Below are 12,990 nucleotides of genomic sequence, written 5' to 3'. Positions count from 1 at the left end.
TACCTACCACTAGTTACTGAGATAAAAAGGACGGCGATAACCGTACGTACTTTTCTCGAGCATATCTATCAGCCCCCGATTGTCAGAGGCTAAACCGCTAATAATAAATTGTATGCTAATACCGTTGTCAAACTCGGTGTCAGCGTTAATCGTCGCATTGTTAAAGGCCGGTTCAAGATCACGATTTATTCTTCGATAAGCACTGACGCGAACAGCCCAGCAGCAATTGCTGTATTGGACGCCTACCATAGCATCATTTACCCGATCGTGTGTTAAGTCGTAAAATACATTTGCAGCGACTTGCCATTGTTTACTGGCAGCAAACACTGCCTGAGTACCAATTTGTTCAATGTCGTTATTTAAAATATTAGTCGCCTTACGGTGACTCACTTGCACTAAATTGCTGCTGTTTTTTCGATACTCCAGTGCGGTCTGACTCTTGCGTGTGCTATTAAGTTCCGTGTCGTATTGAATCGAACTTTTCAGTGACCACTCGTCAGTCATAGCCCAGTTGATATCTGCTACCCATTCGCTGTTACTGGAGGTAAAGGTTGGCTCGTCCGTTTCATCGATGAGAAGTTCTGTTCTACTGTCTTCGATGTTATATATTTGGCCCAGACTGGCTCTTAACACTTCGCGTTCGCTATCCGAGAATAGACTAGTTGTGAGCCCGTATGTTACCTGATTCGCTTCCGCAATTCGGTCAAGCCCCGAAAAACGGCGGCTGCGAAACAGGCCGTAATAGTCGTCTTGTAATAAGGCCGTGTCGTAAATGCCGATGTTCTGTTGGTTTTCGTAAGGCACATACAAATACTGAATTTGCGGTGACAGCGTTTGACGGTATCCGTCGCTGGCTTCCCGCTCTAAATGCAGCTGAGCTTGTAAACGTAATCTCGGTAATGCCCGTGTGACATCGTCGTCTAGTCGGGCATCGTCGCTTTGCTGGCGGTAACGAGTAAATAGGTAAGACAGCTCTGCTTCAGTGTCAAAAGCGGGTTTTTCATAGCGATATTTAACGCTGGGCTCAACGTGGGCACGAGTCGCATAATTACTGGCCTTGTCTTGGTTCTGAAAGTAGGTCAGTTCAGTGTATAAGTTAGTACTAAAACCAGTGAATTTGTTTTGTTCATAACTCAGACTGATTTGCGGCAGTGTTCTATATGGGCTGAGATAATCACCCAAAATCTCGTAGTCTTCGGTTCGGACCTGGGCTGTCCAGTTTTCGTTGATGTAATCAAGCTGAGCCACTCGGTATAGGTGAGTATCTGCGCGTCCGGCAAAGTCGCTGCCAAAATCATTTAAGTAGTTATCGTCACTTATTTGCGTACCATCCAGGTACAGGCTTAATTGCTCATTAAATTGCGTCTTGTGCTGAACATGCCAAAGGTAGCGGCTTTCTTCGGTTGCGATAGCACGGTCATTATTTAAGTATTCCAGATTTAATTGGCCTGCGCTCTCTTCAAATAAATAGCGATACTCTCCGGAGAACATCGTGCCGCGTTCAGACATATAGATGGGCGCTATCGTGGCGTCCATATTTGGCGCTATATTAAAGTAGTAAGGTACTTCAACTTCGAAACCATTATTAGAAGACGAGTCGAAAGTGGGGTAGAGAAACCCTGTTTTGCGTGCATCGCTTATTGGAAAGTTGAAGTAGGGCAAATAAAGAATAGGAACGTCAAAGAGTTCAAAACGTGCGTGCCAGGCCTCACCAAAGTCACTGTTCTCGTCTATTTCAATCCGCTCTGCGCGTAGCTGCCATGCGGGAGTTTCGCCAGGGCAGGTGGTGAAGCTGGAGTCTTGCAGCAGCACGTTTTGCTGCGATAAAGAAAGCAGCTCAGCGTGCCCACGAGCGTTTACGTTGGTCAGCCTGTAGTCACTGGAGTAAAGCCGAGCCTCATTACTGTTTAAGTCTAAAAACAACGATTCGCCACTGACATTTAAGTAGCCATCGCTGAAGTTAATGCCATTGCTGGCCTCAATTTGACCTTTTTGCTGATCGAGAGTTGCTGCCTGAGTAGATAGCCACTGCCCGTTGTGCTGGATAATGACGTTACCCTCAAAGTAAGCTTTGTCATTTGATAAAATGCGCGCAGATTGAGACTCGACACCGATTGCGCCCGCTTGTATTGCTTGCAGCTGCATGGATTTATCGGCAATGCTTTCAACAGGCGTCACCTGACATACCAACGGTTGAGATACTGAATTTTGTGGCGTTGCTGATGCCAAACCTGAAAGAAATAGCAGCAGGACAGGGAGCAGCGACGTTACTGTGGTAAGTCTAAGCAACAAATGAGTCATCCGTTTTGGTCGTTGTTAGCATTATTGTATCTACGTAAAGGGCAATATAATAAAGCAATTTTGTTTGTTTCGCTATTTGATACACTGCAAGTTTTACGCGAAGAAAGTATATTTCTGGAGGGCATTTTGGAAGATAAACGTGAACTGGCTCTGCAAGCTTGGTGTGAGTTGCAGACTGGCGTAACACAACCAACGTTGGAAGTGGTCTCTGGAGACGCTAGTTTCCGCCGTTATTTTCGCGCAACCAATGGACGGGAAAGCCTTATTGCCGTTGACTGCCCTCCTGATAAAGAGCCGATGGAACCCTTTTTAGCGGTCGCAGAAGCCTATCGCGATGCCGGCGTGACGGTTCCGGAAGTGGTGGCCGCTGACACTGAGCATGGCTTTATGTTGCAGTCGGACTTTGGTCAAATTTTGTTGCTGAGTAAGCTGCATGAGCGCAATGCACGGCAGTTTTATGGCGATGCGCTAGCGGCGCTGCCTCATATTATGGACGTGACTAAAACTCGGTTAGGTGCTTTGCCGAAGTTCGACCAGGCGTTACTAGAGCGCGAATTGGGACTTTTCAAAGACTGGTTGCTGGGAACTCATTTGAAGGTTGAGTGGCAGCCCGATGATGAACGAATTTGGACTCGTTTTTGCGACATAATGATAAATAATGCGCTGGCGCAGCCTCAGGTTGGCGTGCACCGTGACTATCACTCCAGAAATTTGATGCTGCTGAATGATGATCGCATTGGCATTATTGATTTCCAGGATGCGGTCGTGGGTCCTATTACCTATGATGCGGTGTCGCTGCTACGTGACTGCTACATTGAGTGGCCGGATGAATTGGTCGATGAATTAAGTAATACCTTGCGTCAGCGTTTGATAGACAGCAACCGATTAGCGGCACAAACGGATGAAGCTCAGTGGCAACAGTGGTTTGATTTAATGGGTATGCAGCGGCACACCAAGGCGGCAGGAATATTTGCCCGCTTAGCACATCGTGACAAGAAGCCGGGATACCTGCAGGACGTACCCAGAACTCTGGGGTACCTGGAGCGAATTAGCCAGCGTTACACTGACCTGAATGAATACAACGCCTGGTTGAATGAACGAGTACTACCGGCGTGGGAGCAACAATGAAAGCGATGATTTTAGCGGCTGGTCGCGGGCAGCGCATGCGACCACTCACCGATAATCAACCGAAACCGTTGTTGTCCGTTGCAGGAAAACCTTTGCTGACCTATCACTTAGAAAAACTTGCCAGCGCTGGTGTTCGTGAAGTGGTGATTAATCATGCCTGGAAAGGAGAACAAATTGAGCAATTCGTTGGTGACGGCTCAGAGTGGAAGCTACAGGTGTCGTTTTCTCCAGAACCAGAGGGCGGTCTTGAGACCGCTGGCGGCATTATTCAAGCGTTGCCGTTACTGGGGGATGAACCGTTTTGGGTGATCAATGGCGATATCTGGACGGACTGGGACTATAACGAGGTACCTAAAGTATTACCCGATGAGATGCTGGCGCATTTGCTCATGGTTGATAATCCGCCGCATAACGCGGATGGCGACTTTGCCGTTAAGGATGGCTACCTGACAGAAAAAGCGCAGGATTCGAAAACTTTTGCCGGCATTGGCCTGTACCGAAAAACGTTGTTAGAACCTTATCCTGAAGGGAAGCACCCATTAAAACCATTTTTTGAAAAAGCGATGGCTGAGCAAAAAGTTCTGGCGTCTGTTATGGACGGCTTGTGGACCGACGTGGGTACTCCTGAGCGACTGGAGCAACTGAATCAACAATTAGGAAAACAGAAATGATTTGGGGAAAAGTAATAGGCGCGTTGGCTGGGTTTGCTTTTATGAAATGGCCGGGCGCAATTTTAGGTGCGTTGGTCGGGCATTGGTTTGACCGTGGTATGGCTCAGGACTTTTCTAAGCGAGGTGCCTGGGGGCGTTTTTTATATGGTGCAGAGAAAGCGGCCGGCGATGCGAATTTCATTTATACCCTATTTGCGGTTATGGGACATGTAGCTAAAGCAAAAGGGCGGGTTACTGAGCGCGATATTGCACAAGCTCAGTATTTAATGCAGCAGCTAAAACTGGGCACCGATGCGACCAAAGAAGCACAAGATGCCTTTCGTGAAGGCAAAGAAGCTACCTTCCCGTTGCAACAAGTAATGAAAGATTTCAGCGCATCATTTTATGGCAACCGAGATGTGCTTCAGCTCTTTATGGAACAGCTGATTGGCCTTGCTCTGAATGATGGCGTACTGGAAAAGGCCGAACATGAAGTACTGGTGGATGTGGCAAAAGCGCTAGGCTTCACGCGCTTCCAGCTTGACCAATGGTTGATCATGGAAAAGGCGGCGTTTCGTTTTCATCAGCAGCGCCAGCGCAGTCATGCGGGAAGTGGCGGGCGTCAGTCGTCGACGAAAAGTGATTTAGCAGACGCTTACCAAATATTGGGTGTGACTGAGAAAAACAGCAACGCAGAAATTAAAAAGGCGTACCGGAAGTTAATGGCGCGACACCACCCCGATAAGTTAGCGTCGCAGGGGCTTCCTGAAGAGGTGATGAAGCAGGCACAGCAAAAAGCGAGAGATATCCAAGCGGCTTATGAGCAGGTAAAAGAGCACAGAGATATTCGCTAATTATCAGTACCCGTGAAACTCCAGCCAGCCTTTCACCGTGGAGCGTAACTCGGCTTGACCGGCGTTGCCGGATGTCAGTAGCTGACGTTGCCGATACGAAACGTGCTGGTATTTGGTGGCGAGCTTTTTGCGCAGTGACCATTGTGCCTCCAGCCAGCGGTTACTCTCTGCGGTTCGAATGTCCAGAATAGGCAACGGTGACTTGGCAATTCGCTCTGAGAGTGCTTTGTTGAAATGATACTGAGGAATGTAAGCATTCACTATCACCAGTGCATCCGGCATCATTGATGGTGTTTTTTCGAGTAGTCGCAGCGTTATATCCGCAGTTATCCCCTCTACTACCCAAACGGCAAAGCCAGGCTGGCTGAGTGTTTCTTCCTGCAATAAGGCGATGCGCTTTTCTAAAGCGGTAACTAATGGCTCGAATAGGCTATCGTCTGCGTGCTCGGGAAAATGCGTGCGCGTCGCCGGTGTTTGCAAATTGTCGGTGCGAATGGTGTTATCGGGCGGTGTTAACGCCCAAGTTGTCCAACCAAAGTCGGGAGCCACTTCATATAAATAACTGACGTAAAATGACTGCAAAGGATGATAGTGCCAGTCGGGAATTAGCGTCATTTGTCCACTTTCGAACGCCTGTAAATACTCTTTTTTTAAGACTAAAAAGCGCGCAGCGTCACCATCCGTCAACCAATGCAATTGGTCCTCGGGAAGGTAACGCTGCAAATCGTCCTGTGCATTCAACACAGGAGCAGTGACGAAAAACAGCAAAAAGGTGATTAGAAAATGACGTTTCATAGTTCCAGTATCGGCTTCAGAAACCGGAACTTGATAATAAAAAGACCTAAAAAGGCAGTTGGCTGGTGAAAGTAACGGTTTGCTCGCTTAAAGGGTGGGTAATGGTCAATGAGTGGGCGTGCAAATGCAGTCGGTCGGTCATATTAAACGCGTCAGTGTGAGCGTAAAACTTGTCGCCTAAAATGGGGCAACTTAACGCCTGCATATGTACGCGAAGCTGGTGTGAACGCCCGGTGAGCGGATAGAGTTCAACCCGTGAGTATTTTTCATGGGTTGCTAACACGCGGTAACCCGTTGTGCTGTCTTTGCCGGTAACGAAATCCATGTGCTGGCGGGGACGATTCGGCCAGTCACAGGAAAGTGGTAATTCTACCATGCCTTGCTGTGCTGGCATTTGTCCCCATACATCCGCAATGTAGGTTTTTTGTGTGGTGCGTTGCTGGAACTGACGACTAATATGGCTTTGTGCGAGCCGGGTTTTCGCCAGCAAAATAACGCCTGAGGTCGCCATGTCGAGTCGGTGAACAACCCGAATTTCCGGGAGCACACGCTGCGCTCTTGTGTATACTGAATCGCGATGTTCAATATGCTTACCGGGCACGCTGAGCAGCCCACTTGGCTTATCAACCACCAATAATTCAGAGTCCTCGTAAATGACGGCTAAATAAGGCTCTAACGGTGGCTGATAATGCAATAAAGCCATCAGTGATTATTCACCAATATACGAATGGCTGTAAGCGATAATTGTGGTTGCTCGGTTGCTGTCAGCAGGGTCGTCTCGCGCTCTTTTAGCGCCTCAATCTCCGACTCGCGAACGGACGGATTAACGTCTTTCAATGCTTCCAGGCGTGTGAGTTCTCGTTGCAGTGTGTCACTGATTTTCGCACGCTGATCGCTTATGAGGCCTTCCTGCCAGCGACGCGCTTGCTCCTGAGCATCGTGTATCAAGTCTTGTGCCGGTCCGCGTAACTGCTTAAGAATTTGGCGAGCGGTTTTTTTATCAAGGAAACTGGCTTGCTGATCAAGTAACTCTCTGGAGACTTTATCGGATAGCTCTCTGCCTTGGCTATCTAATAGTAAGCGCAGGTTACCTTGCGGACAAAACTCCTGCACCGCTGTTTTAGCGGGTGCTGCCACTGTATTGGTAAAGTCCAGTTCAAGAAACCAGGCGCCCGCAGGAATAGCGGTGTTTTTCATTTGTGCAACACAAGTACTTCCAAAATCGTCTGAAGACAGAAATTCTAAAGCGGCCTGAACCATCGGGTGATCCCAGCTGAGAAAGTCGACATCCTCAAAATTTAATGCCGTAACACGATCGAAAGTGACCGTGATGCCATCTTCCGGAAGGCCGGGGAGTCCAGGTATGCGCATATGTTCGCTGGCACGAATGAACCAGCGGTTTTCATCCAATACTTCATTGTTCACACCAAAGCGATCCCAAAATGCCAGCATAAAGTCAGCAACGGCATCAACGTCTGAGTCTGTATTGATATGTTCAATAATGCGCTCAGCTTGTTCAGGCCGACAGGCGTTCATTGCTTGTAGCTTGTCGTGGCCCTGCTTATTCAGTTCGCGCCAGGCTTCACTAAGCTCTTGCGTTTGCTGAATGATGTCATCCGACAAGGGCTGATGCTTTTCAAGGGCTGTTTCAATGAAGTTACCAAAGGCGTCATAGAGTTTACGACCAATGGCATTGCACTGACGAAAGGCGTTCATGCCTTGCTCATACCAGGGCAGTAAAATAGCTTCGTTAGAGCCGGCGTTGTAGGGCAGGTAAATATCAATTGTATTTTGTTGCCCAATGCGATCTAAACGACCAATGCGCTGCTCAAGTAAGTCCGGGTTGGTGGGCAAGTCGAACAGAACAAGCTGGCTGACGAACTGAAAGTTACGCCCCTCACTGCCTATTTCAGAGCACAACAATATCGGGCTGCCATCTTCTTCACTGGCAAAAAAGGCGGCAGAGCGGTCTCGCTCCGTTAATGTCATGCCTTCGTGGAAGGTCGCTGCTTGAACGCCCGCGAGGACACGCAATGCTTCCGATAAATCCAGTACCTGTTCCGCCGTTTTGCAGATTAATAAAGCTTTGCTGTTGCGATTCTCTTTAATGTGGTTAATGAGCCAATCGACTCGCGGGTCATCCATCCACCAGGGCATGTCTGCGTCCGGCGTAAATTCAGGCAACTCGATGGCGTGAAAACGACGCTCAGGGAAGCCGCCTATATCGGCACGGCGGTTGCGGAACATAACCCGGCCGGTACCGTATTTGTCGAGAAGCTCATCAAGCTTTTTATTATCGGTCACAGACTCAGCCTGCTCCGCGAGTCCTTTGTAGTGTTCCTGCTCTTTTAAAAACGCTTCGTAGTCACTGAAACGATCAGGGTCAAGCAGCTGCAAACGTAAGAAATGGCCTTCGGAACCTTCCTGCTCAGGCGTTGCGGTTAATAGCAATAACCCGGGAATGGATTCGCACAGCGCTTTGACCTGTGCAAACTCGTCAGCGTCCGGCTGCAAGTGGTGTGCTTCGTCAATGACAAGTAAATCGAAATCAGCGTCCGAGAGTGCGCTTTGCCATTTGGGCTCTTTAATAAAGTCACTACTGACAATAATGTGCTGTTCAGTCAGAAACGGATTGTCGGTATCCTCCGCGGCTTGCTCACAGCGTTCTTCGTCGAACAGGGTAAAGCTTAAAGCGAAGCGGCGGCGCATCTCGATAAGCCATTGGTGCATGAGCGATTCAGGCACTACGACAAGAACGCGTTGAGATCGATCCGTCATCAGCCGACGTTTTATGATCATACCGGCTTCAATGGTTTTACCTAAGCCCACTTCATCGGCCAGCAACACCCGCGGGTGGTAGCGATCGGCCACCGTTTTAGCAATATAAAGCTGGTGCGGCAGTAATTGGGTACGCACGCCCAAAAGCCCGGCAGCTTCGCTGTTTTGGTAAGCTGCGAGATGCTGATTCGCTTCGCAGCGTAACTGATACATATCTAAGCGGTCAGATTGCCCAGCTAACAAACGCGTCAATGCCGGATTGTTGTCAATTTGATAGGACAACTGGGGTTCAGGAACGGTAACTTGTTCCTGCGTGTCTTCGCGTTTGCCATGGTAAGTGACAATACCTGCCGCTTCAGACAACTCTTCAATAATGAAGGTCCAGCCGTCAGCGTGCTTTCCTTGCTGCCCGTCCTGCAACAGGTAACGGACTAATGGCGCCTCTTGTGCGGCGTATAAGCGCACCTCACCATTAGCAGGAAACATGACGGTTATATGGCGTCCCTCTGCTTGTGTGATAAGGCCAAGCCCCATTTCTGTTTCGGTTTCACTGAGATACCGTTGGCCGACTCTAAATTCACTCACTGCAGAACTCCCAATCGCTTTATTTAAGGGCGGCAATGGTACTGAATTCGCCGAAAAATTCCGAGAAAAAATTTCTCTCTGTCACTATTTTGTCATTAATTTTAGGCTAAGCTGTAATTAAACAATAACGACAAACGGTAAACGCCTATGTCTGAAAATAAAGCGGGTAAATACTTCATCCTCGATACCAACATTCTGCTGCATGACCCCCTTGCTTTCCTTAACTTTGAAGAACACAACGTCATTATTCCCATGGTGGTTCTCGAAGAGCTCGACAAAATTAAAGATCGAAATAAAGACGTTAGCCGAGAGGCCCGGGTTGCCATTCGTTCTTTAGAGGAAGCGTTGAAAGAGGCTCTGCCGGATGAAATTATTGATGGTGTGAAACTCAGTCGCATGCACGGAGAGCACAACGCCCAGGGAACATTGGCGATATTCCCGGACTACCAGCTCGAGCAAAATGAGTCCGTGCTGTCCTTGTCCGAGAACGACCACCGCATTATTCAGGCTGCGCTGGAAATTCAGAAGGATAAAGCACCGTCGGCGGTTGTGTTGGTCACAAAGGACATTAATATGCGCCTGAAAGCCAAAGGCGCAGGCATGAAGCATGTCGAAGATTACCGCACTGACCAGCTCATTGACGATATACGCCTGTTGACCAAAGGTTTTTATAAATTCGAAGGGGACTTCTGGTCACAAGTTGGTGAGGTTGAAACGCATCAGGAAGGTCGTGACGCTTACCACACGGTAGGACGTGAGTTGCTGCCGCAGATATTTGCTAACGAATACATTATTGACGAGACCAATCATTTTGCCGCGCGGGTGGATAGTTACGACAATGACTCTGTGACGCTGATGGACTTGGGCGTTGAGCGTCTGATGTCTTACGACGCCTGGGGAGTACGTCCTAAAAATATTTATCAGGCAATGGCGCTGCACGCGTTGCTTGATACGCACATGGATATGGTCGTGCTGACCGGTCCGGCAGGCAGTGGTAAGACGTTTTTAGCGCTTTCTGCGGCGCTACAAATGGTGGTAGAGCAGGGCATTTATGAAAAGATTATCGTGACCCGTAATACGCCGGAAATAGCTGAGTCGATAGGTTACTTGCCGGGTACGGAAGAAGAAAAAATGGCGCCCTGGCTGTCGGCGATTACAGACTCGCTGGAAGCTCTGCATAAGCATGACGAAAGTATGGAGTCGAGCCTGAGCTACATTATGAAAAAAGCGAACATTCAGTTTAAGTCGTTGAATTTTATGCGTGGCCGCAGTATTCAAAATGCCATTGTCATTTTGGATGAAGCACAAAACTTAACCGCTTCACAGCTTAAAACACTAATCACCCGCTGTGGGGAGAACACTAAATTGATTGTATCGGGAAACCTGGCGCAAATAGACAGCTATTACCTAACGGCGGTGACGTCGGGACTTACGTACATTGTGGAGCGTTTTAAAGACTACCCGGGCAGTGCCACCATTAATCTAAATGGCGTTGTTCGTAGTTCACTTGCGCAATTTGCAGAAGAGCATTTATAGCCCAGAAGAGCTTTAATTGACCGGTTTTACGGTGTACTGACCGGTACGAATGTGAAATTCGGTTTCCTCGCTGACGGTTCCCGCTGGCATAGCGGCGGGGCCGGTTACATCAACCAAAACGTATTGAATACCATCGTGCTCAATGGTGGCGTCACTGTCACGTTTACTCATATTAATGCCAAAAACGGCGTGGTCGGGCAGGTAAATAATGGCCATCTGAGCGTTGTTAATGATGTTGCGCATAATGGCTGTCATTAACGTGACTTTGCTGTCGCAGTCGCCCTGATTGTAGTAAATCAGTTGGTTCGGTGGCACGAAACCATCGCCTCGGCTATCAAGTTTGCTGCTTAAGTCATTATATGGAATATGCTGTAAAAAGCTGGTTACATAGTTGATGTAGTTGCGTTGGGTGTTGTTACCCAACTGCTCGCCAATCGCATTGATGAGCGGCTTAATAACGGACGCCATTTCACTGGCTATAGCGGCGTGATCAGGAATGATTCCCTGTTGTCCGGGCGGTAGGGAGATAGTTTCGTAAAAATTGGAGTCCAGATAATCGACCCAACGTTCATTGTAATATTCGCGCAGCCGCTGCTTGTATTGCTCAAGCTGAGCTTGTTGCTCCCGACTTCTGGCTCTACTGGTTATCAGCTCAACACTTTGCTGGCGGGGTGTTAATTTGGCTTGAATGCCACGCCATTGTTGCTGACGAATGTATCGGTTGAGCTGTCGGCTTAATTCGCGCTGGCTTCGTTCAAGATTAAATCCTCGATAACGCTTTAATGGTGCCAGAAAGTCTTTCTTATTGGCGGAGAACTCGATGGTGTTTTGATTGCCGTCGAAGTCGTCCCAGTGATACGAAAAGTGAAGCTGATTATCTTGTTCATTGAGTTGAAAAAAAGACTGGGCAAAGCTGCCAATGGGGAATAGCAGCAGAAATACAAAAGAAAGCCAGACAAACGCATCATTATGACGTGTCACGCTGGCTTTCCTATTAACCCTTAAAACTTCATTTCCGTAATGGGGCTTTCTTCGAATTTAAGGTCGATTTGGTACTCGACACCGCCCGCACGGACAAAAAAGTAGGTTTTTTCTTTCTTAAAGACTTCTAATAAAGAGACCAGCCGGAGTCCAGGGCGACGCTCTGGCGGCAAATCAGTAAACTCAACACCGCTGCGTGATACGAGAATGTTGTCGTATTTCGCGCCGGTGATTAAGAGAAGTTTTTTATTTTCGTCTTTTAAGAGAATTGTATTGCCCGTAACTGAATACGGTTCTTCGTTACCAAACAAGGTCAGCTCCTGTCACATCAACTGATTACTGAGCACACTATAACGAATTATCGCTTGTTGGCAAATAACTGCTCAAGAAATCCTCGACAATTAATAGCGCGGCTTGACTATCGACAAGTCCTTTATCGAGTTTCTTAAACCCTCCTGCGTTGAATAATTCTTCGCGCGCGGCGGTAGAAGTGAGTCGCTCGTCCTGAAAGGCGACCGGCAAACCAAAACGCCCGTGCAATCGATTGCCAAACTTTTTCGCGCGCTGGGTGAGTGGCTGCTCTGTTCCGTCCATATTTAATGGCAGGCCGACAACCAATTGCTCGGGTTGCCACTCTTTAAATAGCTGCTCAATAGTGTCCCAATTGGGAATGCCGTCTTTTGCCTTTAATGCGCTAAGCGGTGAGGCCGTGCCGGTAATGCGTTGGCCGACGGCGACACCAATGCTTTTGGTGCCAAAGTCAAAGCCGATAACCGTACTCATGCGTGGCCTACATCAGGTGCCAGCTTCCAAACATCAAAGCCGAGTTGCTCTGTGGCCTTTTGCCAACGCTCGCTAACAGGCGTATTGAACAGGAGTTCCGGGTCGGCCGGTATGGCTAACCAGGAGTTGTCTTCCATTTCTTCTTCCAGCTGACCCGCTTCCCAGCCAGCGTACCCCAAGGTCAGTAAAAAATGCTGTGGCGCGGCCGATGAGCCTAATGCCTCTAAAATATCGCGCGAGGTCGTGACCATAATATCGTCGCTCATTTTCATGCTGGCGCGCCAGTTGTCTTGTGGCGGGTGAATGACGAAACCACGCTCACGACCGACAGGGCCGCCTTGATAAACCTGACCTTGCAGATACTCGTTATTCTCCGGGTAAACAATTTCCAGCTTATCCAGCAGCGAGGTCACACTAAGTTCGGCAGGTTGATTAATGACAAGCCCCATAGCGCCATCTTCGTTGTGCTCACAAATGTAAGTCACGGTTCGCTTAAATGCTGGATCATTCAGCATAGGGGTTGCTATCAAAAAATGGTTTTGTAAGCTGTTCATCCGATTCACCGACTCCTTAACGATAATCTCTACTTCCGATATGGG

At 48.4% G+C, this 12,990-nt stretch carries 11 protein-coding genes and 1 pseudogene; 4 read left to right on the top strand and 8 right to left on the bottom strand.

The window, feature by feature from the left end; genetic code table 11:
* Positions 1 to 9: 9 nt before the first annotated feature.
* Positions 10 to 2,172 (bottom strand): annotated as a pseudogene (lptD, locus tag EST55_RS08850) (LPS assembly protein LptD); the annotation flags it as partial.
* 120 nt (positions 2,173 to 2,292) lie between these two features.
* Here lptD and EST55_RS08845 point away from each other — a divergent pair.
* From EST55_RS08845 to djlA, 3 genes are read left to right on the top strand one after another with little or no spacing between them, the layout of a single operon-like run.
* Entirely contained in the window at positions 2,293 to 3,429 is a 1,137-nt protein-coding gene (locus tag EST55_RS08845; RefSeq protein WP_240665286.1) for a phosphotransferase, read from the top strand.
* Positions 3,426 to 4,100 carry an N-acetylmuramate alpha-1-phosphate uridylyltransferase MurU gene (gene murU / locus EST55_RS08840; RefSeq protein ID WP_129497190.1) on the top strand — a complete coding sequence of 225 codons (675 nt, stop codon included), beginning with the start codon at positions 3,426 to 3,428 and terminating at the stop codon, positions 4,098 to 4,100. The genes EST55_RS08845 and murU overlap by 4 nt, the downstream gene beginning before the upstream one ends.
* Entirely contained in the window at positions 4,097 to 4,933 is an 837-nt protein-coding gene (gene djlA, locus EST55_RS08835; RefSeq protein WP_129497189.1) for a co-chaperone DjlA, read from the top strand. The genes murU and djlA overlap by 4 nt, the downstream gene beginning before the upstream one ends.
* Before the next feature lie 3 nt (positions 4,934 to 4,936).
* Here djlA and EST55_RS08830 read toward each other — a convergent pair whose 3' ends face one another.
* The 3 genes from EST55_RS08830 to rapA are packed head-to-tail and all read right to left on the bottom strand — an operon-like array spanning position 4,937 to position 9,091.
* Complete coding sequence (locus EST55_RS08830; RefSeq protein WP_129497188.1) at positions 4,937 to 5,728, bottom strand: DUF3530 family protein; 792 nt, start codon at positions 5,726 to 5,728, stop codon at positions 4,937 to 4,939.
* 46 nt (positions 5,729 to 5,774) lie between these two features.
* Positions 5,775 to 6,431, bottom strand: coding sequence for a pseudouridine synthase (locus EST55_RS08825; protein WP_129497187.1), 657 nt, complete (start codon positions 6,429 to 6,431; stop codon positions 5,775 to 5,777).
* Entirely contained in the window at positions 6,431 to 9,091 is a 2,661-nt protein-coding gene (gene rapA / locus EST55_RS08820; RefSeq protein WP_129497186.1) for an RNA polymerase-associated protein RapA, read from the bottom strand. The genes EST55_RS08825 and rapA overlap by 1 nt, the downstream gene beginning before the upstream one ends.
* A gap of 147 nt (positions 9,092 to 9,238) precedes the next feature.
* Between rapA and EST55_RS08815 the strand changes: the two genes are divergently transcribed.
* A complete protein-coding gene (locus EST55_RS08815; protein WP_129497185.1) occupies positions 9,239 to 10,627 on the top strand; it encodes a PhoH family protein in 1,389 nt (462 codons plus the stop codon).
* A gap of 12 nt (positions 10,628 to 10,639) precedes the next feature.
* On the opposite strand, the gene EST55_RS08810 is transcribed toward EST55_RS08815, so the two are convergent.
* Genes EST55_RS08810 through EST55_RS08795 form a run of 4 tightly spaced genes read right to left on the bottom strand, consistent with a single transcriptional unit; the run spans position 10,640 to position 12,945 of the window.
* Positions 10,640 to 11,608 carry a hypothetical protein gene (locus EST55_RS08810; protein ID WP_240665285.1) on the bottom strand — a complete coding sequence of 323 codons (969 nt, stop codon included), beginning with the start codon at positions 11,606 to 11,608 and terminating at the stop codon, positions 10,640 to 10,642.
* A 20-nt stretch (positions 11,609 to 11,628) separates the two neighbouring features.
* Positions 11,629 to 11,919 carry a hypothetical protein gene (locus EST55_RS08805; RefSeq protein WP_088767455.1) on the bottom strand — a complete coding sequence of 97 codons (291 nt, stop codon included), beginning with the start codon at positions 11,917 to 11,919 and terminating at the stop codon, positions 11,629 to 11,631.
* Between the two features lie 37 nt (positions 11,920 to 11,956).
* Positions 11,957 to 12,391 (bottom strand): Holliday junction resolvase RuvX, encoded by a 435-nt coding sequence (gene ruvX / locus EST55_RS08800; protein ID WP_129497184.1) that lies wholly within the window; start codon positions 12,389 to 12,391, stop codon positions 11,957 to 11,959.
* Positions 12,388 to 12,945 carry a YqgE/AlgH family protein gene (locus EST55_RS08795; RefSeq protein WP_100691454.1) on the bottom strand — a complete coding sequence of 186 codons (558 nt, stop codon included), beginning with the start codon at positions 12,943 to 12,945 and terminating at the stop codon, positions 12,388 to 12,390. Before EST55_RS08795 ends, ruvX begins: the two co-directional genes overlap by 4 nt.
* Between the last annotated feature and the right edge of the window lie 45 nt (positions 12,946 to 12,990).

It is taken from the genome of Idiomarina sp. 29L (genome assembly GCF_004123135.1).
In the GTDB taxonomy this organism is placed as follows: Bacteria; Pseudomonadota; Gammaproteobacteria; order Enterobacterales; family Alteromonadaceae; genus Idiomarina.
The sequence above is the reverse complement of the archived record's forward strand: the minus strand, read 5'-3'. Positions and strand labels throughout refer to the sequence as shown.